Genomic DNA, 21930 nt, shown 5'->3' with positions numbered 1-21930 from the left:
CCTAGGTGCTCAGGCGTCGCGGTGTGCCGAACTTCCCGCGGTGACGGCGAAGGACGACGGTGCGGTGAAGCCCCGTTCGGCGAACGCCGCGTCGACGGCCTGCGTGATGTCGTCGACCGCGTCCGTGCGCACGATGGCGATGCACGACCCGCCGAACCCGCCGCCGGTCATCCGGGCCCCGAGCGCGCCGAGGCGTCGAGCCGTGTCGGTGGCGAGGTCGAGCTCGTCGCAGGAGATCTCGTAGTCGTCGCGCATCGAGGCGTGCGAGGCGTCGAAGAGCCGGCCCACCTCGTCGAGGTCGCCGGCGCGCAGGGCCGCGACGGCCCGCTCGACGCGGTCGATCTCGGTGACGACGTGCCGCACCCGCCGACGCATCTCGTCGGTGGGCAGCCGGTCGAGCGCTGCATCGAGCCCCGACGCCGGCACCTCGCGGAGGGTGTCGACGCCGAGGATCCGGGCCGCCTCCTCGCACGCGTCGCGACGCGCGGCGTACTGGCCGTCGACGAGCTCGTGGTGCGCGCGGGTGTCGGTGACGAGCAGGGCGTAGCCGGCCGAGGCGAGGTCGAAGGGCACCGGCTCGGTCTGCCAGGACCGGCAGTCGAGCAGCAGCGCGGTGGCCTCGTCGCAGAGCAGCGCGGCCGACTGGTCGAGGCCGCCCGTCGGTGCCCCGGCGATCTCGTTCTCGGCGCGGATGCACGCCTGGGCGAGGCGGGCCCGCGCGTCGGCGCCGTCGAGCAGCCCGAGCCCGGCGAGGTCGCTGACGGCAGCGCCGACCGAGCACTCGAGGGCCGCCGAGCTCGACAGGCCCGCGCCGACCGGCACGACCGAGTCGATGACGACGTCGAGCCCGGGCACGTCGTGGCCCTCCCGGCGCAGGGCCCACAGCACGCCCGCGACGTAGGACGCCCAGCCCCCGGGACGCTCGGGGGACACGTCGTCGAGCGCGACCTCCGCCGGGGCCTCGCTCTGGAGCGAGCAGACGCGCAGCACGCCGTCGTCGCGGGTGGCGACGGCCGCGTACGTGCGGTGCGGCAGCGCGATGGGCAGGCAGAGCCCGCCGTTGTAGTCGGTGTGCTCGCCGATGAGGTTGACGCGCCCGGGCGCCGACCACACACCCTCGGGCTCGCGACCGTACCGCTCGGCGAAGTGCGCCCGGACGCTCTCGATCACCTGCGCCGGCTCGCGGGAGCTCACGGAGCCACCTCTCGCAGCCGTGCCGCGGCCCGCTCGGGTGCGACGTCGTTGACCCAGCCGCCCACGCCCGACTCGGACCCGGCGAGGTACTTCAGCCGCCCCGGGCCGCGCAGCACCGACATGAGCTGCAGGTGCAGGCGCGAGGCGTCGCGGCCGACCTTGGCCGGCGCCTGCTGCCACGCCGCGATGTACGGCAGCGCCACCGGCGAGCCGTCCTCGGCGACGTAGTAGCGGTCGAGCCGGCCGAGCAGGTCGTGGTAGACGGCCGCGAGGTCGTCTCGCTCGTCGTCGTCGAGGGCGACGAGGTCGGGCACGTCGCGGTGCGGCGCAAGGTGCACCTCGACCGGCCACCGGGCCGCGAACGGCACGTAGGCCGTCCAGTGCCTGCCCTCGATGACGACGCGGGAGCCGTCCTCGCGCTCGGCCGCGAGCAGGTCGGCGCCGAGGAGCCGCCCGGTGCGCTCGAGGTGGCGCTCGGCGGCGTCGAGCAGCTGGCGGGTGCGGGCCGGCACGTACGGGTAGGCGTAGATCTGCCCGTGCGGGTGCGGCAGGGTCACCCCGATCTCGCGACCGCGGTTCTCGAAGGCGAAGACCTGCTGCACCTCGGGCCGGGCGCCGAGGGCCTCGGTGCGCTGCGCCCACGTGTCGACGACCGTGCGGACGCGGTCGACGGACAGGTCCTTGAACGAGCTCTCGTGGTCGCTCGTGAAGCACACGACCTCGCACCGCCCGACGGCCGGACGCGTGTCGAGCAGCCCTGCGGCGGTGGAGGACTCACAGCCGGCGGCCTCGACGGCGTAGGACGGGAAGCGGTTCTCGAAGACGACGACCTGGTACTCGGACTCGGGGATCTCCGAGGGGGCCGTGCCACGGCAGGCGGGGCAGAGGGGGCACTCGTCCTTCGGCGGCATGAACGTGCGGTTCTGCCGGTGCGCGGCCACGGCCACCCAGTCGTCGACGAGGGCGTCGTAGCGCACCTCGCCGGACTGGACGCGCGGCTCGACCGGACGCAGGTCGGGCGCGGTGCGCTCCGGCGTGCCCGGCTCGTCGACGTAGATGATCTCCCGGCCGTCGGCCAGGGTGCGGGTGGTGAAGCGGTGGCTCATGAGGTGGCTTCCACGATCTCGAGGGAGCCCACGGCGTCTCCGAGGGCGGTGCGGGCGCGCTCGCCGAGGCCGGCGTCGGTGACGAAGACGTCGACGTCCTGCAGGTCGGCGAAGGTGCTGAGCCCGACAGTGCCCCACTTCGAGGCGTCGGCGAGGACGCAGACGGTGCGGGCGGAGGCGATGAGGGCCCGGTTGGTCTCGGACTCGACGAGGTTGGGCGTCGTGAGGCCGGCGCGGTCGTCGACGCCGTGCGCGCCGAGGAAGAGGACGTCGTAGTGCAGCGACCGCAGCGCGGACACGGCGACCGGCCCGACGAGGGCGTCCGACGGCGTGCGGATGCCGCCGGTGAGCACGACGGTCTGCCCCGGGGCGCCGGACTCGTGGAGCAGCTGCGCCACCGGCACGGAGTTGGTGACGACGGTCAGCTGCGGCACGTCCTTGACGGCGCGGGCCAGCTCGTAGGTGGTCGTGCCCGCGGAGATGCCGACGGCCATGCCCGGCCCGACGAGGCGGGCGGCGTGCTGGCCGAGCGCCTGCTTCTGCGCCAGCTGCAGGTGCGACTTGGCCGAGAAGCCCGGCTCCTCGCTCGAGCGCGTGCCGCCGATGGCGAGGGCCCCGCCGTGGACGCGCTCGAGCAGGCCGTCGCCGGCGAGCCGCTCGATGTCGCGGCGGATCGTCATGTCGGACACGCCGAGCCGCTCGACGAGGTCGGACACGCGGACGGCGCCCTCGCCCTCGACGAGGTCGAGGATGACGGTTCGGCGTTGGCTGGCGAGCACGCTCAATCCTCTCGTACGACGGCGACCGCTCCGGCGGAAAGCGCGACGACACCGTCGACGCGTCGGTCGGTGACGAGGTCGTACCCCGTCGCGGCGACCTCGTGCGCGGCACCGGTGTGGTTGAGCAGGAACAACCACGAGCCGTCGTCCCCGACGCGACGCGTGGCCTCGACCCCGGAGGGGAGCCCGGCGAGCGAGGGCCCGACCCCCGCGGCGCCGAGCACGTCGTCGAGGAGGGCGCCGAGCGTCGCGTCGTCGGGCAGCGTGCTGAGGTACCAGGCGGCGCCGCCGCCGGTGTCGCGACGCGTCACGGCTGGACGGCCCGACAGCGGTCCGGCCGTGTACGTCGAGAGCACCTCGGTGCCCGGCAGCGCGGTGAGGTCCTCGCTCCACCACGTGCCCTCGCCCTGCGACAGCGCGACCGTCTCGTCGCCGTCGAGGGGGAAGAACTCCTCGACGCGGACGCCGAGCAGGTCGCGGAAGGCGCCGGGGTAGCCGCCGAGGCGGACGTGGTCGTCCTCGTCGCTGATGCCGGAGAAGTAGGTGACGACGACCTGGGCGCCACGCTCGGCCGCGGCGGAGACCGCGGCGGCCGCCGTGTCGGTCACGGCGTAGAGCTGCGGCACGACGACGACGTCGTAGCGCCCGAGGTCGGTGTCGGGGTGCACGACGTCGGCGGTGACGCCCCGGTCGTGCAGCACGCGGTGCACGGCGTAGGCGGCCTCGAGCGCGTCGAGGTCGGAGGAGGGCAGGCACGGACCCTCGGAGGCCCAGATCGCCTGGTAGTCGTGCAGGATCGCGACCCGCGACTCGACGCGGCTGCCGACGAGCTCGCCGAGCCGGCCGGCGATGCGGCCGAGCTCCTCGACCTCGCGGAACCGGGCGCTGTCGGGCCCGGCGTGCGGCACGACGGCGCTGTGGAACTTCTCGGCGCCGGCGCGCGACTGGCGCCACTGGAACCAGCCGATGGTGTCGGCGCCGCGCGCGACGTGGGCGAGCGCGTCGCGGATCGTCTGGCCGGGGGCCTTGGCGTGGTTGACCGGCTGCCAGTTGACGGCGCTCGTCGAGTGCTCCATGAGCATCCACGGCGCCCCGCCGGCGAGGCCGCGGGTGAGGTCGCCGCTGTAGGCCAGCTCGGCGCGCGGGTGGGCCAGGGCGTCGACGATGTAGTGGTCGGTGCTGACGACGTCGACGGTGTCGGTCCACTGCGCGTAGTCGAGGTGGCGGAAGTGGGCCAGGGTCATGAAGTTCGTCGTGACGAGGACGCCGGGGGAGCACTCGTCGAGGACGGCGCGCTCGGCGCGCATGAAGTCGAGCAGCGCGTCGGAGGAGAAGCGCTTGTAGTCCAGCACGTGGGTCGGGTTGTTGAACGTCGTCGAGCGACGCGGCGGCAGCACCTGCTCCCACGCGGTGTACCGCTGGCTCCAGAAGGCGGTGCCCCACGCGTCGTTGAGGCGCTCGAGCGTCGCGTACCGACGCTGCAGCCACGAGCGGAAGTGGCGCGCGCACTCGTCGCAGTAGCAGGGCAGGTTGTGGCAGGCGTACTCGTTGGACACGTGCCACATCGCCAGGGCCGGGTGCTCGTGGTAGCGCATGGCCAGCTGCCGCGTCAGGGCGAGGGCGTACTCGCGGAAGACGGGTGAGGTGGGGCACCACGCCTGCCGGCTGCCCGGCCACAGCGTGTGGCCGTCGACGTCGACCGGCAGGATCTCCGGGTGCGCGGCCGAGAGCCACGGCGGCGGGGTCGCGGTGGCGGTCGCGAGGTCGACGGCGATGCCGCCCGCGTGGAGCTTGTCCATGACCGTGTCGAGCCACTCGAACTCGTACTCGCCCTTGGCCGGCTCGAGCCAGGACCACGAGAAGATGCCGAGGCTGACGAACGAGACGCCGGCCCGCTGCATGAGCGCGACGTCCTCGTCCCAGACGGCACGGGGCCACTGCTCGGGGTTGTAGTCACCGCCGAGGGCGAGGGTCTTCGTCGGCCAGGATCGCATGTCGCCCAGCGTGGCCGGTGACGTGAGCGATGTCAACATTTTCAAACACGTCCGCTCGCTCGGGTTGTCCGGTCGCCACGACAGTCGCCGTTCCTCGAGCGCGGCTTCGGGCGGTGCCGCACCGCCCGGAACACGCACCGTCCCAGCGTGGTCCGAGCATGGCCTGTCCAAGGTTCTCGGCCGAATCTTTATGTCCGGTCCTCTTGACAGAAGTGTCAGCGCTCGGGATTCTCATGTTTGTTGTTGGCCGGTTCTGATCGTCAGTGTTCGTTCTGAAGCCGTCCGCACCACACCAGGCAAGCGTCAAAGGAGACCGCAATGACCCGCCCGAGCACCGAGGCCGAGTACCTCGCTCGCATGGTTCCCCCCTCCGTTCGCGGCATCGACCGCAGGACCCTGCTGCGCGGCGCCGTCGGCGTCGGCGCCCTGCTCGGTGCCGGCGGCCTCGCGGCCTGCGGCAGCAACTCGGGCAGCAGCGGCGTGCCCACCGGGGCCGTGACCGGCACCGTCACCGTCGGCTCCAACCAGTCCGACGCCGTGCCGAAGGCCGCCGTGCAGTCCTACATGGACGCCTTCCAGAAGGCCAACGCCGGTACGACGGTCAAGATCAACACCGTCGACCACAACTCCTTCCAGGAGAACATCAACAACTACCTGCAGGGCTCGCCCGACGACGTCTTCACGTGGTTCGCCGGCTACCGCATGCAGTTCTTCGCCGAGAAGGGCCTCGCCGGCGACATCTCCGACGTCTGGTCCGGCATCACCGGCATGGGCGACGCCCTGAAGAAGGCCTCGACGGGCGCCGACGGCAAGCAGTACTTCGTGCCGATGACCAACTACCCGTGGGCCGTCTTCTACCGCAAGAGCCTCTGGCAGGCGAAGGGCTACGAGGTGCCCAAGACCCTCGATGACCTCAAGACCCTCGGCGCCCAGATGCAGAAGGACGGCCTCGCCCCGATCGCCTTCGGCGACAAGGACGGCTGGCCCGCCATGGGCACCTTCGACCAGCTCAACCTGCGCGTCAACGGCTACGACTTCCACGTCAGCCTCATGGCCGGCAAGGAGGACTGGACCAACCCCAAGGTCAAGAAGGTCTTCGACACCTGGGCCGGCCTGCTCCCGCTGCACCAGCCCGACGCCCTCGGCCGCACGTGGCAGGAGGCGGCGCAGTCGCTCCAGCAGAAGAAGTCCGGCATGTACGTGCTCGGCTCGTTCCTGGCCCAGCAGTTCGGCAAGGGTGCGGAGCAGGACGACCTCGACTTCTTCACCTTCCCCGAGGTCGACTCGACCATCGGCACCGACGCCATCGAGGCGCCGATCGACGGCTACATGATGAGCGCCCGCCCCAAGAACGAGGGCGCGGCCAAGAAGCTGCTCCAGTACATCTCGCAGCCCGAGGCCCAGCTGCTGGCGCTCAAGGCCGACCCGAGCGTCATCGCGACGAACGACAAGGCCGACACGAGCGGCTACACGGCGCTGCAGAAGAAGTCGAAGGAGTACGTGCAGTCGGCCAAGTCCATCGCGCAGTTCATGGACCGCGACACCCGCCCGGACTTCGCCTCGACGGTCATGATCCCCGCCCTGCAGACCTTCCTGAAGAACCCGAAGGACATCGACGGCCTCTGCTCGAGCATCCAGGCCCAGAAGAAGAGCATCTTCGGGTCCTGACAGGAGGCGACTCACCATGGCGAGCACACGCAGGTACAAGGGCATCGACCAGCTGTCGGCGCGTGACCGTGTGGTCATCGCGCTCATGGTGGCGGTGCCGACCCTCCTGGTCCTCTGGCTCGTCTGGATCCCGGCGATCGGCTCGGTCCTGCTCTCGTTCACCAACTGGGACGGGATCGGGCCGCTCTCCGGCATCAAGTCGGTCGGGCTCCAGAACTACCGCGACGTCACGTCGATCTACCCGCCGTTCTGGCCGGCGATCCAGCACAACCTCATCTGGTTGGCCGTGATGTTCCTCGTCGCGACGCCGCTCGGCATGCTCTTCGCGGTCCTCGTCGACCGCGGCGCGGCAGGCACGCGGTTCTACCAGACGAGCATCTACCTGCCGGTCGTGCTGTCGCTGGCGCTCATCGGCTTCATCTGGCAGCTCATCTACTCCCGTGACCAGGGCCTGCTCAACGCGGTCCTGCACACCAAGACCGACTGGTACGGCGACTCCAGCGTCAACCTCTGGGCCGCCCTCGTTGCGGCGACGTGGCGCCACTCGGGCTACATCATGCTGCTCTACCTGGCCGGCCTCAAGGGCGTCGACCCGTCGCTGCGCGAGGCCGCCAAGATCGACGGCGCGAGCGAGACGACGACGTTCTTCCGCGTCGTCTTCCCGGTGATGCGGCCGATCAACATCATCGTCCTCATCGTCACGTTCATCGAGTCGCTGCGCGCCTTCGACCTGGTCTGGATCATCAACAAGGGGCGCAACGGCCTGGAGATGATCTCGACGCTCGTCACCCAGAACGTCGTCGGCGAGGCGAGCCGCATCGGCTTCGGGTCGGCGCTCGCCACGATCATGCTCGCCATCTCGAGCGTGCTCGTCTTCGTCTACCTGCGCATCGCCATGAAGGAGGACTGACATGTCCGTCACCGCCGACGCCGCAGACACCGTCCAGGAGCGCACCCGGTCGCGGGTCCAGCCGCGCGAGGGCGGCCCGACGTCAGGACGCCGCTGGTTCCTGCCGCTCGTGCTGACCGTCGTCTCGCTCATCTGGCTCTTCCCGCTGCTGCTCGCGCTCGTCAACTCCTTCCGCGACTACGCGTACACGGCGCGCAACGGCTACGTGTCGTGGGGTGGCTTCACCCTCGACAACTACAAGAACGCTTGGGAGAGAGGCGACTTCGCGCTCCACTTCTGGAACTCGTTCATCATCACGGTCCCCGCCGTGCTCCTGACGCTGTTCCTGTCGGCGTGCGTCGCCTTCGTCGTCGCGCGCTTCTCGTGGAAGGTCAACTTCGCCCTGCTCGGCTTCTTCATGGCGGCCAACCTCCTGCCGCCGCAGGCGCTGCTCATCCCGGTGTACCGGATGTTCCGCGCCATCGAGGTGCCGTTCTGGTTCAGCGAGTCGGGCACCCTGCTCAACAGCTTCCAGGGGCTCATCCTCGTCAACGTCGCCTTCCAGACCGGCTTCTGCGCCTTCGTGCTCAGCAACTACATGAAGGCACTCCCCCGGGAGCTCTACGAGTCGGCCGTCATCGACGGCGCGAGCGTGACCCGCCAGTTCTTCCAGATCACCCTGCCGCTGTGCCGGCCGGCCCTGGCCGCCCTCGCGGTGCTGCAGACGACGTGGATCTACAACGAGTTCTTCTGGGCCACCGTGCTGCTCCAGCAGGGCGACAAGTACCCGGTGACGAGCTCGCTCAACAACCTGCAGGGCCAGTTCTTCACCGACAACAACCTCGTGGCGGCCGGGTCGATCATCATCGCGGTGCCTACGCTGGTGATCTTCTTCGTGCTCCAACGACACTTCGTGGCGGGCCTGACGCTCGGCGCGACGAAGGGATGACGTGAACGACCCGACCCACCCGTCCCAGCCCACTTCCTCCCCGGTCGTCGTCGAGTCCGCCGGCACCGCCCTGGCGCTCGAGCCGCGCGCCGGGGGCCTGCCGGAGGTGCTCCACTGGGGTCCCGTCCTCGAGGGTGGCGCCGGCAGCTACGCGGCCCTGTCCGCCCTGACGGTCGCCCCGGTCCCGCCGAGCGCGCTCGACGAGCCGTGGCCGCTCACCGTCCTGCCGGGCGAGGCCGACGGCTGGTCGGGGACCCCCGGGTGGGCCGGGCACCGTGGCGGCGCGGCCGGCGCGGTGCGCTGGTCGGACGTCACGTGCACCGCCGAGGGCACGACGGCCGTGACGCGCGCGACCTCTCCTGACGGCATCCGCCTCGAGCTGCGCCACGCGCTCGACGCGCACGGCGTCCTCCGCGTCGACGCGTCGGTGACGAACACCTCCGACGCCGAGGCCCCGCTCGACGTGTCGGCGCTGCGCGCGATCCTGCCCCTGCCGCTGCGCGCCGACGAGGTGCTCGACCTCACCGGGCGCTGGTGCCGCGAGCGCTCACCGCAGCGCAGCCGGCTCGACCACGGCACGCACCTGCGCGCGTCCCGGCGCGGTCGCACGGGGCACGACGCGACGCTGCTGCTCATGGCCGGCACCCGCGGGTTCGACTGGGGCACGGGCGAGGTCTGGGCCGTGCACACCGCCTGGAGCGGCAACCACGAGCACCTCGTCGAGTCCCTGCCCGAGGGAGCCGGGCGCCACCACGCCGTCCTGGGCGGCGGGGAGCTCCTCGCACCCGGCGAGGTGCGCCTCGCGCCGGGCGAGACGTACGCGGCCCCGACCGTCGTCTTCGTCCACTCGACCGAGGGGCTCGACGGCCTCTCGCGCCGCCTCCACCGCAGCCTGCGGGCCCGCGCCGGCCACCCGTCGCGACCGCGTCCCGTCGTGCTCAACACGTGGGAGGCCGTGTACTTCGAGACCGACCTCGACCACCTGAGGTCGTTGGCCGACACGGCCGCCCGCGTCGGCGTCGAGCGGTTCGTTCTCGACGACGGCTGGTTCGGCGGGCGTCGCCACGACCGCGCCGGCCTCGGCGACTGGGTCGTGTCGCGCGAGGTCTGGCCCGACGGGATGGGACCCCTCGTCGACCACGTCAAGGGCCTCGGGCTCGAGTTCGGCCTGTGGTTCGAGCCGGAGATGGTCAACGAGGACAGCGACCTCGTGCGCGCCCACCCCGAGTGGGTCCTCGGCCCGGCCGAGGGCGCACCGCGCGAGTGGCGCTGGCAACAGCTGCTCGACCTCACGGTCGACGCCGCCCGCGAGCAGCTGCTCGAGCGGATCAGCGCGCTCGTCGCCGAGTACGGCATCGACTACATCAAGTGGGACCACAACCGCGACCTCCTCGAGGCCGTCCACACGGTCGAGGGTCCCGGCGGGCCCCGCGTCGACGCCCCGGCGGTCCACGCGCACACGCTCGCCTTCTACCGGCTCCTCGACGACCTCCGGGCACGCCACCCGCGGCTCGAGATCGAGTCGTGCAGCAGCGGTGGCGGGCGCGTCGACCTCGAGGTGCTCGACCACACCGACCGCATCTGGACCAGCGACTGCAACGACGCCCTCGAGCGGGCGAGCATCCAGCGGTGGACCAGCCTGCTCGTGCCCGCCGAGCTCATGGGCACGCACGTCGGCCCGGCCACGGCGCACACGACGCACCGCACCGTCGACCTCGGGTTCCGCACGCTCATGGCACTGCAGGGGCACGCCGGCCTCGAGTGGGACATCAGCTCGTGCTCGGAGGAGGAGCTGGAGCGGATCACCGCCTGGACCGCCCTGGCCCGCGAGCTGCGTCCGCTGCTCCACTCCGGCGACCTCGTCCGCTCGGAGAGCCCCGACGGGACCGTTTTCGTCACCGGCACCGTCGACGCCGACCGTGGCCGCGCCGCCTACACCGTGGCGCGCCTCGTCACGGGCCGCGACGCCACCACGGGGGCGCTGCCCCTGCCGGGTCTCGACCCGCGGCGCAGCTACGCCGTGCGGGTGCGTCCGGAGGCGGGAGCGCCCGCGGTCGTGCAGCACGGGGCGCCGTCGTGGTGGGAGCCGGCCCTCGCCGCCGACGGGGTCGTCGTGCCCGGCTCGGTGCTCGGCGTCGTCGGCCTGCCGGTGCCGGTGCTCGGCCCGGCCCAGGGCTACCTGCTCGACGTCCGCGCCGTCTGACGCCGGCTGCCCGGCTGCCCGGCCGCCCGGCTCAGGGCAGTGGCACCGGCACGTCGATGCCGCCCTCGATCGTCAGCCGGGCGCCCATGCGCCCGAACGACGGCACCGGCACGAACGCGCCGGCGAAGAGGGCCTCGCCCTGGTAGAAGTTCGGCGACGCGTCGAGCATCGCCTCCGGCGCGAAGCCGAAGAGGCGCGAGAGGTCGGCGACGTCGGAGGGCGAGTTCATCCGCATCAGCATGAGGTTGTCGCACTGCGAGACGACCTGCGGGTGGACCTTCGAGGGCCGCTGCGTCGACAGCAGCAGCCACAAGCCGTACTTGCGCCCCTCGGCGGCGATCTGGATGAGCCGGTCGGTCACGGCGCGCTGCAGGGGCGTCGAGGGGTCGGACGGGCAGATGTTGTGCGACTCGTCGATGACGACGAGCGCGGGCTGGCGCTGCTCGCGCTCGGCCCAGAGCCGGTCGAGCAGGTCGAGGGCGACGACGAGCTGCTCCTCGTGGCGGCCGAAGCCGGAGACGTCGAGCACCGTGGTGCGCGCGGACCGCTCGTGCATCGGCACCGCGCCGGGGGTGTTGATGGGCCACACCTGCCAGCCCCCGATGCCGAGGTTCTCGACGCGCTGCGCGAAGGCCCGCTCCGACGCCGAACCGTTGGCCATCCGCGCCATGAGGTCGCCGAGGTCGATGCTCGGGTCGTCGACGTCGACGTGCAGCCACTCGTTGAACTCGCCTCGGTCGGTCACCGGGTTGAGCTGCATCACCGACGCCTGGGCCGCGAGCGACAGGTGCCCGAAGCGCACGCGCAGGGCATCCGAGCCATCGGCGTCGGCCCGCTGCACGTCGAGGTCGCCGGCCGCGCGGAGCCGCGCGCCGGCGTCCACCGGGGCGTCGTCGCGGGTCGTGCCGAGGTGGATGAAGTCGGCGTTCGGGTCGATGACGAACAGCCGCAGCCGCGTCTGGAGGATGAGCTGCTCGAGGACGACGCCGAGCGCGTACGTCTTGCCCGAGCCGCTCTGCCCGCAGACGAAGGTGTGCCGCGCGAACCCCGCAGGCCGCAGGCGCAGCGTCGCCTCGGCGCCACCGAGCTGCCACGTGCCGACCTCCATCGTGGCCCGGGTCGCCGCCTGCAGCTGCTCGGCCTCCTCGCGGTTCGCGGGCCGGATCGTCGCCTGCTCGAGCAGGTCGCGGCCCTGCGGGCGCACGAGCCGGCCGTCCTTGAGGTGGCCGAGCACGACCCCCGCGGCCATGGCCGGGCTGCCGGACCGGGACCGCACCTGCGCCAGCAGCGCCTCGTGGTCGGACTCGATGACGGCGAGGTCACCGGGACTGAGCCGCTCGGTCGCCGCGACGAAGGTGCGCCCGTCGTCGGACCGGACGTCCGCGCCGAATGTCGTGTCGTGGGTCGTCATCATCGCCTCCGCACCCGCTGCCCGGAACTCGCCACCCTTTCCATGGTGGCGCGCCGACGTGACCGGTGTCGGCGAATCGGCTCAATCGGCGGCGCAGTCGCGGCAGGTGCCGAGCAGGGCCGCGTGGCCGGTGTCGAGGACGAAGCCGAGGTCGGCCTCGAGGCGCGCCGCGACGTCGTCGAGGACGTCGGGCGGGACGTCGAGGACGCGTCCGCACGCGTGGCACTGGACGTGCGCGTGGTCGTGCGGTCCCTCCTCCTCGGGCCCACCGCCGAGGTGGTAGACCGTCGCGGACCCGCCGAGGTGCACGTGCGAGAGGGCGCCGAGCTCGGTGAGCGAGGTGAGCGTCCGGTAGAGCGTGGCCCGGTGCACGGCCGGCTCGAGGTCGCCGACGCGCGCTCCGATCTGCTCGGCGGTCAGGTGCTCGCCCGACGCGTCGGCCGCGTCGACGACGGAGATCACGGCCCGCCGGGCGGGTGTCATGCGCTCACCCACGGCGCGCAGCCGGGCGAGGACCTCGGCGACGCGCGGCGTCGGGGACTGGGTCGTCGGCACGCCCTCATCATCCCGCGTCCGGCGTCGGGTGGCAGACTGCCCTCCGTGCGTGCCCTCACGAAGCTGTCCGCCGGCCCCGGTCTCGAGCTCGTCGACCGCCCCGAGCCCGACTGCGGCCCCACCGACGTCAAGATCCGCGTGCTCCGGGCGGGCATCTGCGGCACCGACCTGCACCTCGCGGGCTGGGACGACTGGGCCGAGTCCACCGTCAAGCCGCCGCTCGTCATCGGCCACGAGTTCTACGGCGAGGTCGTCGAGGTCGGCGAGGACGTCACGAGCGTGTCCGTCGGTGACCGCGCGTCCGGCGAGGGCCACGTCGTCTGCGGCGTCTGCCGCAACTGCCGCGCGGGCCGCCGCCACCTCTGCATCCGCACCCAGGGCATCGGCGTCAACCGCGACGGCGCCTTCGCCGACTACGTCGTGCTGCCGGCGAGCAACGTCTGGGTGCAGCCCGCCGACCTCGACCCCGACCTCGGCGCCGTCTTCGACCCGCTCGGCAACGCCACGCACACGGCGCTGCAGTGGCCGATGGTCGGCGAGGACGTCGTCATCACCGGCGCGGGACCCATCGGCGTCATGGCCGCGGCCATCGCACGCCACGCCGGTGCCCGCTACGTGGTCGTGTCCGACGCGAGCGACTACCGCCTCTCCCTCGCCGAGCACGCCGGCGCCGACCTGACGATCAACGTCACCCGCGAGTCGCTCGCCGACGCCCAGCACCACCTCGGCATGAAGGAGGGCTTCGACATCGGTCTCGAGATGTCGGGGGCCGCCCCGGCCGTCACCGACATGATCGCCAACATGAACCACGGCGGGCGCATCGCGCTGCTCGGCCTGCCGCACCAGAGCTACGAGCTCGACTGGGGCAAGGTCATCACCCACATGCTGACGCTCAAGGGCATCTACGGCCGCGAGATGTACGACACGTGGTACGCCATGTCGCAGATGATCGCGACGTCCGAGCGCTTCCGGTCGGCCGTCACGCAGGTCATCACGCACCGGTTCCCGGCCGAGCGCTGGGAGGAGGCCTTCGACACCGCGCGCTCGGGCCAGTGCGGCAAGGTCGTCCTCGACTGGTCATGAACCAGCCCGGTCAGCCGCGCCCGCTCGTCCTGCTCCACGGCGTCGGGCAGTCGCCCATCGCCTGGCAGGACTTCGTGTCGGCCTTCGGCGCCGGTCGCCCGATGACGGCCCCGTGGATGCGCGGCCTGCGCCCCAAGGACCCCGTCGGGTTCGACCTCGACGCCGCCGCGTCGGGCGTCGCCGACGGGCTCGAGCTGCAGGGCGTGCGCAAGGCCGACCTCCTCGGGGTGTCGGTCGGGGCGAGCGTCGCGCTGCGCCTCGCGGTGCAGCGGCCCGAGCTCGTCGGGCGCCTCGTCGTGGCCGGCGCGCTCGTGCGCCCGTCGAAGGGGGCGCTGCGGATGCAGAAGCTCGCGATGCGGCTCGTGCCCGAGTCGAGGCTCGTCGACGCCGGGGTGTCGCGCCCGCGGATGCTCGCCGTCCTCGACGCGCTGCGCGACTTCGACGGCACCGACGCGCTGCGACGCGTCGAGGCCCCGACGCTCGTCGTCGCGGGGTCGCGCGACCGCGCCGGGGTCGAGGCCGGACGCCGCCTCGCGGCCGAGGTGCCCGGTGCGCGCCTGCACGTCGTCGACGGGGCCGGGGCGATGCTCAACACCGAGTCGGCGCGCGAGCTCGCCGACCTCACCGCCGAGTTCCTCGCCGAGGACGACCCCGACGCCTGACGCCGGCGCGGCTCACGTGATGGCGTCGAGGCCCTCCTGGAGCGTCCGGAGGAACGCCGCCTGCGGCGGGTGGTCGGAGTTGGCCATGTCGGCGAGCCAGTCGACCTGGTCGCGCACCTGGCGCAGCTGCTCCTCGCTGCCGATGAGGGCCGCCCGCTCGTAGCGGTCGACGGCCTTCGCCGCCTTGGCGCGTGTCGGCTCCGGTGCCCACAGCGCCGCGAGGGCGACGAGGTCGCCGACCACCGCGACGGTCCAGAACGAGGGCGAGTGGCGCGCCTCCTCGTCGGCCTCCTCGAGGGCGTCGTGGAGCAGCCGCCGCGCGGTGTCGGGCTCGACGCCCGGGCGGTCGGCCACCGGGCGCCACGTCAGGGCCAGCTCGGCCGCGAGCCAGTTGGCGAGGGCCCCGTTGGTGCGCCGGTCGTGCGGGCCGGCGGCCTCGTGGGCCCGCCGGTACCAGTCCGCGGCGTCGACGAGTGCCGCCGTCGCGCGCGTCCAGTCGTCGGGAGCCGCGGCGGCCGCCGCGGCGGACCGGGCCGGGCACGTGACGAGCGCGAGCCGCTTGTAGGCGCTGGCGACACGCCACAGCCGGTCGATGCTCGGGGCGGGCACGGCGTCCGCGGCCGCGAGCACCGAGGGCCCCGGGCCGCTGCCGAGCACGACCGAGCCGGGGTCGTCGATGAGGTGGCGCAGCGTCGCGATCGAGGACTCGATCGTCGCGGCCGCGGTCTCCACCGCGTCGGCGCCGAGCAGCGCGATCCCCGAGCCGCCGGGGGCGCCCGAGCCGTGCACGGCGTCGGTCGCGGCGGTCCGCACGGTCTGGTCGATCCACACCTCGAAGTCGCGGACCGTGAGCGCCGTCCCGCCGGAGGCGAGCGTGCGGCGGAAGTAGTCGCGGGCGAGGTCGAAGTTGCCGAACTTGTTGTACGTGCGGGCGATGAGCACCTGCAGCGCGCCGTCGGCCAGGTCGGACGCGTCGAGCTGGCCCACGAGGGTGTGCAGCCGGCGCAGGCCGTAGTTCGTGTCGCGGCTGACGTCGACCGACTGGCCGAGGTTCTCGATCTCGACGCGGGCCTGCTCGGTGCTCGCGAGGTGGTGCGCCGGGCCGGACGTCAGCTCGATGCCCTCGCGGGCCAGGCGGTAGTCGGGGTCGCCGTAGCACTGGTAGGCACCCCACGTGTTGACGTCGGGGTGCTGGTTCCACGTCTCCGCGCGGGCCCGGGTCACGGCGTCGCCGAACGTCTCGCCGGCGAGGATCGCGTCGTAGAACGTCGTCGCGAAGGTCGCGGCGGCCTCGTCGTCGACGGCCCAGCCGCAGGCCACCACGGCCCGCACGCCGATGTCGATGAGCTCGGTGGCGACGCTCGCGGCGAGCCGGTGGTAGCGGCCCCCGAGCGTCGGTGCGGCCGTGCCGCTCTCGGCCACCGCGCCGAGGTGGCAGCAGTTGACGAAGACGAGCTCGGGCACCTGGCGCAGCTGCCCGATCTCCCCGGCGGTGAGGAACATCCCGCCCCCGAGGACGAGGCCCGTGACGCGCGCCGTCCCGTCAACACCGTCGGTCCCGGCCGCGGGCACCGGCCAGTCGAAGACGCCGTGCCCGGCGAGGTGCACGATGCGGTACGCGCCGTCGAAGAGCCCCTGCACCACCTGGGTGCCCGACGCCGTGATGAGCGGATCGCACTGGAAACCCTTGTCCTGCAACGTCTTCGCCACAGCTCGGGCCTCGTTCTGGGCGGCCGGCAGCGGCCCGAGACCGCTCTCGGTGTCACCGATGACGAACGCCCGTCCGGTCGTCGCCGACAGCACGTGGCTGCGCATCGTCGTCCCCTCGAGCTGGCGCACGAGGCCGCGGCGCACCCCGAGGGGCGTGCGCCGCTCGCCGTCACCCGCGCCGACCCGGTCGGCCCCGTGGTCGTCGAGCAGCTCCCACGGGAAGTGGGCCGAGCCGCGGTCGACGACGAGCACGATGTTGTCGGTGTCGGGCGCCTGCGCCTTGAGGTCGTTGGGGAAGAGCAGCTCGAAGAGCGTGTGGGCCGACACCGCGTCGGGCGAGGGGGTGTCGACGAGCGACTCGACGAGCCGGTCGACGAGGGCCCGCTGGGTGCCCACCGTCCGCGTCGGCGTGCCCGCCCGTCCGACCGAGGCCTCGAACGTCAGCGCCCCGTCGTCCTCGCTGCGCACCCGCACCTGCTGCCACCAGCCGTCGCGCTCGCTGAAGACGAGCCGACGCTGCCGCCCCGGCATCTCCCGCAGCCGCGGGTCGAGCACGTAGCAGTCGGCGAGCTCGCCGGTCGACATCGACGCGGAGACGGCGTCGAGGGCCTGGAGGGCGCGGTCCTGCCACAGCTCGATGACCTCGAGGTCGCAGATGTGCACGGCCATGCCGGTGTCGGCGAGGCGGTCGTTGGCCCGCTGCAGGCCGGTGAGCAGCGCCTGGACGCTGTCGCGCACCGGCAGGCCGCCCGCGCCGGTGGCGATGAGCAGGCTCGACAGCCGCATCTGCAGCACGCCGCCGGTGCGGCGGGATGCCTTGCGGGGCCGGGCGATCGACAGGTTCCCGAGCGCCGCAGTCAGGGCCGCGTGGGCGACGGCGCGGGCCAGCGAGGCCGCGCTCAGCTGGCCGATGGGGCCCAGGCCCGCGACGACCGCACCCGGCGGCGTCGACCACTTGTCGGGGTCGGTGAACACCTGGCACGTCTCGAGCGCTCCCGGGTAGATGCCGAGCATGGCTGCGCGGGAGAGCCGCCCGTCGAGCAGCTGGTCGAGGGCCGCCTCGCCGCCGACGAGCGTGCTGCCGGCGTAGTGGCCCACGACGAGGTGGTTGCGCGCGAAGCGCAGGTCGCCGTGGGCGACGTGCACCGTCGGGCGGGGACGCGGGTCGGACGTGTCGCGCGCGTCGGACACGCCGGACGTGCCGGACGTGCCGGACGGCCCGGTGTCCCTCGCGTCCGGCGATGCGGCGGGTGGGCTGGGTCTCGTGGAGGGGACGGGCGGCGTCGCCGTGGGGACGGGCCCGTCGAGCGGGGCCACGACCTCACCCCGCGGGCGACAGGAAGGGGGCGTCGAGGCGGACGCCGCGGCCCTCGAGCTGCGGCACCTGCGGGTAGGCGCCGCGCAGCCCGACCAGGGTGCGGCGGTGCACGTCGCGGTAGGACGCGGTCGGGTCCTCGCGCATCGCCTTGACGAGGTAGTAGGTCAGGGCGCCGTTGTACGAGCCGTCGATGTGCGCGTCGGCGGAGGTCTGCGTGTCGCGGCAGCCGCTGACGAGCGTCTCGACGATGTCGACGTCGTGCACGTCGCCGTCGCGGCGCCGGCGGGCCCGACGCGGCGTGCCGGTGTGGGCACCGCCCCGGTCCTCGTCGTCGGGGTTGGGCAGGAAGCGGTCGACCACCTCGGGCTGCGGCATGCCGGGCGGCGGCAGCGGCTCGCGGGTGTTCGTGCCGGAGTGGCAGCAGTCCATGACGACGGTGAGGCTCGCCGCCGGGTCGAGGCGGTCGAAGGTCGTGCGCAGCCAGTCGTCGGTGAGCGGGTCGTCCCAGTCGAGGTCGTGCGGGCAGAGGATCTCGTCGCGGCCGTCGGCCTCGTCGCCGTTCGTGTCGGGCACGTTCGAGCCGTGGCCGGAGTAGTGCAGGTAGAGCACGTCGCCGGGGGCGGCGCCGTCGACGAGGCCGGAGATCGCCTCCTGCATCGCCGTCTTCGTGGCCGCCGCGTCGGTGAGCAGCGTGACGGCGTCGTCCGGGAAGCCGTAGAGGTCGCGCAGGACGCCGGCGGCGAGCTCGACGTCGTTGACGCAGCCGCGGAGGTCGGCCCCCGGGATCGCGTACTGGTTGATGCCGATGAGCAGGGCGCGCCGGGCCATGACGGACTCCTTCCGCCGAGCGCACTGGGGCAGGGTGGGGCCCCACCTCCCAGAGTCCTCCTGCGCCGGCGGTGATACACCCGGTTCGGGCGTCTCAGGCGTCTCGGGCGCTTCGGGCCCTCAGCAGAGGTTGATGCCGCCGGCGTCGAGCAGCTTGCCGGCCATGGCGTCGTCGGGCACGACGGGCACGAGCCAGTCGTCGCCCGAGATCGACTTGACGCCGGTCTTGCACTGGAAGGTGCTGACCGTGCGGTCGAGGTCGACGGCCCGGTCGTAGAAGGACGCCTCCACCTGCTGGCCCTTGGGCCCGGTGCACGTGACCTTGTGGTCGTCGACCGACCCCTTGGCGTCGGAGTCGGGGGGACAGACGACCTGGGCCACCGTGATCCACGCGGGGTGCGCGCCCGCGACCTCCTTCGTGGCGCTCGGGCCGCCGTCGCCGCAGGCGGCGAGGGCGAGAACGGTGGCCGCGGTGGCGCAGCTGAGGGCGAGTCGTCGGTGCACGGGAGGTCCTGGCGTCCTGGTGGGAGGGCTGGTCCGGCGGGCCTCGTGGGCCGCGCAAACCCCGCCACTCTAGTGGCGCAACGTGCTTCGCACCGACTCGAAAGGGGCTCCGACGGAGTTCGGACGGGCCCGCCGAGCACGCCGGCGTGACACAGTCGACACATGGGACGCCTCGTCTACACGTCCATCTGCTCGCTCGACGGGTACGTCGCCGACGCGTCGGGCGGCTTCGGGTGGGCCGCACCCGACGACGAGGTGCACCGCTTCGTCAACGACCTCGAGCGCGGCCTCGGCACCCACCTGTGCGGCCGACGGCTCTACGAGGTGCTCCGCTACTGGGACACCGCGCCCACCGACGACCCCGAGGGCTCGGTCGGGGACGACTACGCCCGCGTGTGGCAGGCCACCGACAAGGTCGTGTACTCGACGACGCTCGAGGGGGTCAGCGCCCCGCGGACGCGGCTCGAGCGGTTCTTCGACCCGGTCGAGGTCGCGGCGTGGGTGCGTGAGCAGCCCCGTGACGTCGGCATCGGCGGGCCGACGCTGGCGGCCCAGGCGCTGCGGGCCGGCGTCGTCGACGAGGTCAGCGTCTTCCGGGTGCCGCACGTCGTCGGGGGAGGGACGCCGGTCCTGCCGGGCGACGTACGGATGGAGCTGCGCCTCACGGACTCCCGCACGTTCGGCAACGGCACGACCTACGCCCGCTACGACGTCTGACGCCACTCCCGTCGTGGGTCAGCGGGCCGACCAGCCGCGCCACGCGTCGACGGTGACTGCGACGAACGGGCCCGCGGGCGGCTGCTCGGCGTACTGCGGGTAGCGGCCGACGAGCGCGTCCCGGCCGGCGCGCGTCGCAGCGTCGGTGGCGTCGAGGACGCGCGCGGTGCCGTCGGCGCGCACCCACCACAGCCTCGTCCAGTCGTCGTCGTAGTGGTCGACGAGGAGGCTGACCCGGGGGTGCGCGGCGATGTTGGCGAGGCGGCGCAGCGCCCGGGTGGACTTCGGCTTGTCGTCGACCGCCGACCACACGACGTCGCCGGTGACCTCCCCCACGACGGCGAAGACGACGGGCACCAGGTGCGGTGCCCCGTCGGGGGCGACCGTCGCGAGCCGGGCCACCCGCGCGGCGGCGAAGCGCGCCCTCGCCTCGTCCGCGTCCACCCGGCCCACGCTAGTCCCGGCGGGCCGCAATACGCTGGGTGACGCCACACGCCCGCCGACGCGCGAAGGACGACCATGTACGGATCGGTCAAGGACGAGATCGCAGCGACCCTGCAGGAGATCGAGGACGCCGGCCTCTACAAGAACGAACGCGAGCTGACCTCACCCCAGTCGGCCCACGTCACCACCCTCAAGGCCGAGGCGCTCAACTTCTGCGCCAACAACTACCTCGGCCTGGCCGACGACCCCGCGATCATCGGGGCCGCCAAGGCCGCGCTCGACGACTGGGGCTTCGGCATGGCGTCGGTCCGCTTCATCTGCGGCACGCAGACGCTGCACACCGACCTCGAGCGCACCATCAGCGAGTTCCTCGGCACCGAGGCGACGATCCTCTACTCTTCGTGCTTCGACGCGAACGGCGGCGTCTTCGAGGTGCTCTTCGGCGCCGAGGACGCCATCATCAGCGACGAGCTGAACCACGCGTCGATCATCGACGGCGTGCGCCTGTCCAAGGCGATGCGCTACCGCTACAAGAACGCCGACATGACCGACCTGCGGGCCCAGCTCGAGGCCGCCGTCGCTGCGGGGGCCAAGCGGAAGGTCGTCGTCACCGACGGCGTCTTCTCGATGGACGGCTCGTACGCGCCGCTCGACGAGATCTGCGACCTCGCCGACGAGTTCGGCGCGCTGGTGTTCGTCGACGACTCGCACGCGGTCGGCTTCGTCGGCGACGGCGGGCGCGGCACCCCTGAGCTTTTCGGCGTCCAGGACCGCGTCGACATCATCACCGGCACGCTCGGCAAGGCCCTCGGCGGCGCGTCGGGCGGCTACGTGGCCAGCCACCGCGAGATCGTCGACCTGCTGCGCCAGCGCTCGCGCCCGTACCTGTTCTCCAACTCCGTCGCGCCGGCCGTCGCCGCGGGCTCCAAGGCCGCCATCGAGCTCGTCGCGAGCTCGGCCGAGAAGCGCGAGCAGCTGCGGCGCAACACCGAGCTGTTCCACTCGCTCATGACCGAGGCCGGCTTCGAGCTGCTGCCCGGCACGCACCCGATCCGCCCGGTCATGTTCCCGGGCGAGGACGGCGCCCGCCGCGCCGCGCAGGTCGCCGACCACATGCTCGGCAACGGCGTCTACGTCATCGCGTTCTCCTACCCGGTCGTGCCCAAGGGCAAGGCGCGCATCCGCGTGCAGCTCTCGGCCGCGCACTCCGAGGACGACGTCCGCGCCTGCGTCGACGCCTTCGTCAAGGGCCGCGACGCCGTCGGCTGACCCACGTGCCACGGTGCCCCCGCGTCGATAACCCGTCGCGGGGGCAGCGCCGTGGGTGTCACCATCCCGGCATGAGCCGTCGCGAACGCCTGCACCGACGCCTCGCGTCCGCAGCCGCCGACCGCGAGGTCGTCGACGTGCACCGGTTCGGGCATCGCAGCGCCAGGGTCACCGGGGTGGTGCTGGCCGCTGGCTGCCGGTGGGCGCTCGTGGCCGAGGTCGCCGACGACGGGTTCCTCGACGGCCTGACGGCCATCCGGGTCAAGGGCATCCGACGCGTCCGCCCGGCCACGGGATTCGCCCGCCTCGTGGCCCCGACGCAGCCCGGCTGGCCTCCTGCCGCACCGGAGGGTCTGCTCCTCGACCGGACGAGGGACGTCCTGCGGACGCTCGTGGCTGAGGGTCGGCTCGTCGCCGTCGAGCAGGAGCGGCGCCACCGCGACGTCATGTGGGTCGGCATCGTCGACGAGGTGGCCGACGGGATGCTCTGGCTGGTCGAGGTTCGCTCGGACGGGTCGTGGCACGACCGGCCGCTCGGGTACCGGCTGCGTCACCTGACCAAGGTGTCGGTCGGTACCCGCTACCTCGACGCGCTCGCGTCGGTCTCCCCGCCACCGCACCCCGTCCAGTGAGCGACTGCCCCAGGA

At 72.8% G+C, this 21930-nt stretch carries 19 protein-coding genes; 9 read left to right on the top strand and 10 right to left on the bottom strand.

Annotated elements, in window-relative coordinates; all coding sequences use genetic code 11:
• Nucleotides 1–9: 9 nt before the first annotated feature.
• Genes galK through BIV28_RS14105 form a run of 4 tightly spaced genes read right to left on the bottom strand, consistent with a single transcriptional unit; the run spans nt 10 to nt 5073 of the window.
• Nucleotides 10–1194 (bottom strand): galactokinase, encoded by a 1185-nt coding sequence (galK, locus tag BIV28_RS14120; protein WP_076262861.1) that lies wholly within the window; start codon nt 1192–1194, stop codon nt 10–12.
• On the bottom strand, nt 1191–2300 hold the full coding sequence (gene galT, locus BIV28_RS14115; RefSeq protein WP_076262856.1) for a galactose-1-phosphate uridylyltransferase: 1110 nt from the start codon (nt 2298–2300) through the stop codon (nt 1191–1193). Before galT ends, galK begins: the two co-directional genes overlap by 4 nt.
• Entirely contained in the window at nt 2297–3079 is a 783-nt protein-coding gene (locus BIV28_RS14110; RefSeq protein ID WP_207555993.1) for a DeoR/GlpR family DNA-binding transcription regulator, read from the bottom strand. The genes galT and BIV28_RS14110 overlap by 4 nt, the downstream gene beginning before the upstream one ends.
• Before the next feature lie 2 nt (nt 3080–3081).
• Nucleotides 3082–5073, bottom strand: coding sequence for a beta-galactosidase (locus tag BIV28_RS14105; RefSeq protein ID WP_076262850.1), 1992 nt, complete (start codon nt 5071–5073; stop codon nt 3082–3084).
• Nucleotides 5074–5391: 318 nt separating this feature from the next.
• Here BIV28_RS14105 and BIV28_RS14100 point away from each other — a divergent pair, with 318 nt between their 5' ends.
• Genes BIV28_RS14100 through BIV28_RS14085 form a run of 4 tightly spaced genes read left to right on the top strand, consistent with a single transcriptional unit; the run spans nt 5392 to nt 10782 of the window.
• Nucleotides 5392–6741, top strand: a complete 1350-nt coding sequence (locus tag BIV28_RS14100) for an ABC transporter substrate-binding protein (protein ID WP_076262848.1) — start codon at nt 5392–5394, stop codon at nt 6739–6741.
• Nucleotides 6742–6757: 16 nt separating this feature from the next.
• Nucleotides 6758–7651 carry a carbohydrate ABC transporter permease gene (locus tag BIV28_RS14095; RefSeq protein WP_076262846.1) on the top strand — a complete coding sequence of 298 codons (894 nt, stop codon included), beginning with the start codon at nt 6758–6760 and terminating at the stop codon, nt 7649–7651.
• A gap of 1 nt (nt 7652) precedes the next feature.
• On the top strand, nt 7653–8579 hold the full coding sequence (locus BIV28_RS14090) for a carbohydrate ABC transporter permease (RefSeq protein ID WP_083707352.1): 927 nt from the start codon (nt 7653–7655) through the stop codon (nt 8577–8579).
• 1 nt (nt 8580) lies between these two features.
• The gene (locus BIV28_RS14085; RefSeq protein ID WP_076262844.1) at nt 8581–10782 is read left to right on the top strand and encodes an alpha-galactosidase; all 2202 of its coding nucleotides are present in this window, start codon (nt 8581–8583) and stop codon (nt 10780–10782) included.
• Nucleotides 10783–10813: 31 nt separating this feature from the next.
• Here BIV28_RS14085 and BIV28_RS14080 read toward each other — a convergent pair whose 3' ends face one another.
• Nucleotides 10814–12193: an ATP-binding protein gene (locus tag BIV28_RS14080; RefSeq protein ID WP_242653029.1), complete on the bottom strand. Its 1380-nt coding sequence runs from the start codon at nt 12191–12193 to the stop codon at nt 10814–10816.
• Nucleotides 12194–12274: 81 nt separating this feature from the next.
• Nucleotides 12275–12748 (bottom strand): Fur family transcriptional regulator, encoded by a 474-nt coding sequence (locus tag BIV28_RS14075; protein ID WP_076262842.1) that lies wholly within the window; start codon nt 12746–12748, stop codon nt 12275–12277.
• A gap of 45 nt (nt 12749–12793) precedes the next feature.
• On the opposite strand from BIV28_RS14075, the gene tdh reads away from it, so the two are divergent.
• Nucleotides 12794–13831: an L-threonine 3-dehydrogenase gene (tdh, locus tag BIV28_RS14070; protein WP_076262840.1), complete on the top strand. Its 1038-nt coding sequence runs from the start codon at nt 12794–12796 to the stop codon at nt 13829–13831.
• Nucleotides 13828–14493: an alpha/beta fold hydrolase gene (locus tag BIV28_RS14065; protein WP_076262839.1), complete on the top strand. Its 666-nt coding sequence runs from the start codon at nt 13828–13830 to the stop codon at nt 14491–14493. The genes tdh and BIV28_RS14065 overlap by 4 nt, the downstream gene beginning before the upstream one ends.
• 12 nt (nt 14494–14505) lie before the next feature.
• Here the strand turns inward: BIV28_RS14065 and BIV28_RS14060 are convergent, their stop codons facing one another.
• The 3 genes from BIV28_RS14060 to BIV28_RS14050 form a co-directional block, all read right to left on the bottom strand.
• Complete coding sequence (locus tag BIV28_RS14060) at nt 14506–17394, bottom strand: CHAT domain-containing protein (protein ID WP_076262838.1); 2889 nt, start codon at nt 17392–17394, stop codon at nt 14506–14508.
• 130 nt (nt 17395–17524) lie between these two features.
• Entirely contained in the window at nt 17525–18349 is an 825-nt protein-coding gene (locus BIV28_RS14055) for a caspase family protein (protein ID WP_076262836.1), read from the bottom strand.
• A gap of 120 nt (nt 18350–18469) precedes the next feature.
• The gene (locus BIV28_RS14050; protein WP_076262834.1) at nt 18470–18853 is read right to left on the bottom strand and encodes a hypothetical protein; all 384 of its coding nucleotides are present in this window, start codon (nt 18851–18853) and stop codon (nt 18470–18472) included.
• Nucleotides 18854–19015: 162 nt separating this feature from the next.
• Between BIV28_RS14050 and BIV28_RS14045 the strand changes: the two genes are divergently transcribed.
• Complete coding sequence (locus BIV28_RS14045) at nt 19016–19570, top strand: dihydrofolate reductase family protein (RefSeq protein ID WP_076262833.1); 555 nt, start codon at nt 19016–19018, stop codon at nt 19568–19570.
• A gap of 18 nt (nt 19571–19588) precedes the next feature.
• Here BIV28_RS14045 and BIV28_RS14040 read toward each other — a convergent pair whose 3' ends face one another.
• Nucleotides 19589–20014, bottom strand: a complete 426-nt coding sequence (locus BIV28_RS14040; RefSeq protein ID WP_207555992.1) for a TIGR03668 family PPOX class F420-dependent oxidoreductase — start codon at nt 20012–20014, stop codon at nt 19589–19591.
• A 75-nt stretch (nt 20015–20089) separates the two neighbouring features.
• Here BIV28_RS14040 and BIV28_RS14035 point away from each other — a divergent pair, with 75 nt between their 5' ends.
• Nucleotides 20090–21283 carry a glycine C-acetyltransferase gene (locus BIV28_RS14035; RefSeq protein ID WP_076262829.1) on the top strand — a complete coding sequence of 398 codons (1194 nt, stop codon included), beginning with the start codon at nt 20090–20092 and terminating at the stop codon, nt 21281–21283.
• 71 nt (nt 21284–21354) lie between these two features.
• Entirely contained in the window at nt 21355–21915 is a 561-nt protein-coding gene (locus BIV28_RS14030) for a hypothetical protein (RefSeq protein WP_076262827.1), read from the top strand.
• Nucleotides 21916–21930: the final 15 nt, after the last annotated feature.

It is taken from the genome of Intrasporangium flavum (assembly GCF_001956915.1).
Lineage (GTDB): Bacteria > Actinomycetota > Actinomycetes > Actinomycetales > Dermatophilaceae > Monashia > Monashia flava.
Note: the sequence above shows the minus strand (reverse complement) of the source record. Positions and strands in the feature narration are given on the sequence as shown.

What these genes read in the sequence shown, in the direction of transcription:
- galT (WP_076262856.1), bottom strand. Translation starts at nt 2,300, where the DNA reads ATGAGCCACCGCTTCACCACCCGCACCCTGGCCGACGGCCGGGAGATC.
- BIV28_RS14105 (WP_076262850.1), bottom strand. Translation starts at nt 5,073, where the DNA reads ATGCGATCCTGGCCGACGAAGACCCTCGCCCTCGGCGGTGACTACAAC.
- BIV28_RS14100 (WP_076262848.1), top strand. Translation starts at nt 5,392, where the DNA reads ATGACCCGCCCGAGCACCGAGGCCGAGTACCTCGCTCGCATGGTTCCC.
- BIV28_RS14095 (WP_076262846.1), top strand. Translation starts at nt 6,758, where the DNA reads ATGGCGAGCACACGCAGGTACAAGGGCATCGACCAGCTGTCGGCGCGT.
- BIV28_RS14090 (WP_083707352.1), top strand. Translation starts at nt 7,653, where the DNA reads ATGTCCGTCACCGCCGACGCCGCAGACACCGTCCAGGAGCGCACCCGG.
- BIV28_RS14080 (WP_242653029.1), bottom strand. Translation starts at nt 12,193, where the DNA reads ATGACGACCCACGACACGACATTCGGCGCGGACGTCCGGTCCGACGAC.
- BIV28_RS14065 (WP_076262839.1), top strand. Translation starts at nt 13,828, where the DNA reads ATGAACCAGCCCGGTCAGCCGCGCCCGCTCGTCCTGCTCCACGGCGTC.
- BIV28_RS14055 (WP_076262836.1), bottom strand. Translation starts at nt 18,349, where the DNA reads ATGGCCCGGCGCGCCCTGCTCATCGGCATCAACCAGTACGCGATCCCG.
- BIV28_RS14045 (WP_076262833.1), top strand. Translation starts at nt 19,016, where the DNA reads ATGGGACGCCTCGTCTACACGTCCATCTGCTCGCTCGACGGGTACGTC.
- BIV28_RS14035 (WP_076262829.1), top strand. Translation starts at nt 20,090, where the DNA reads ATGTACGGATCGGTCAAGGACGAGATCGCAGCGACCCTGCAGGAGATC.
- BIV28_RS14030 (WP_076262827.1), top strand. Translation starts at nt 21,355, where the DNA reads ATGAGCCGTCGCGAACGCCTGCACCGACGCCTCGCGTCCGCAGCCGCC.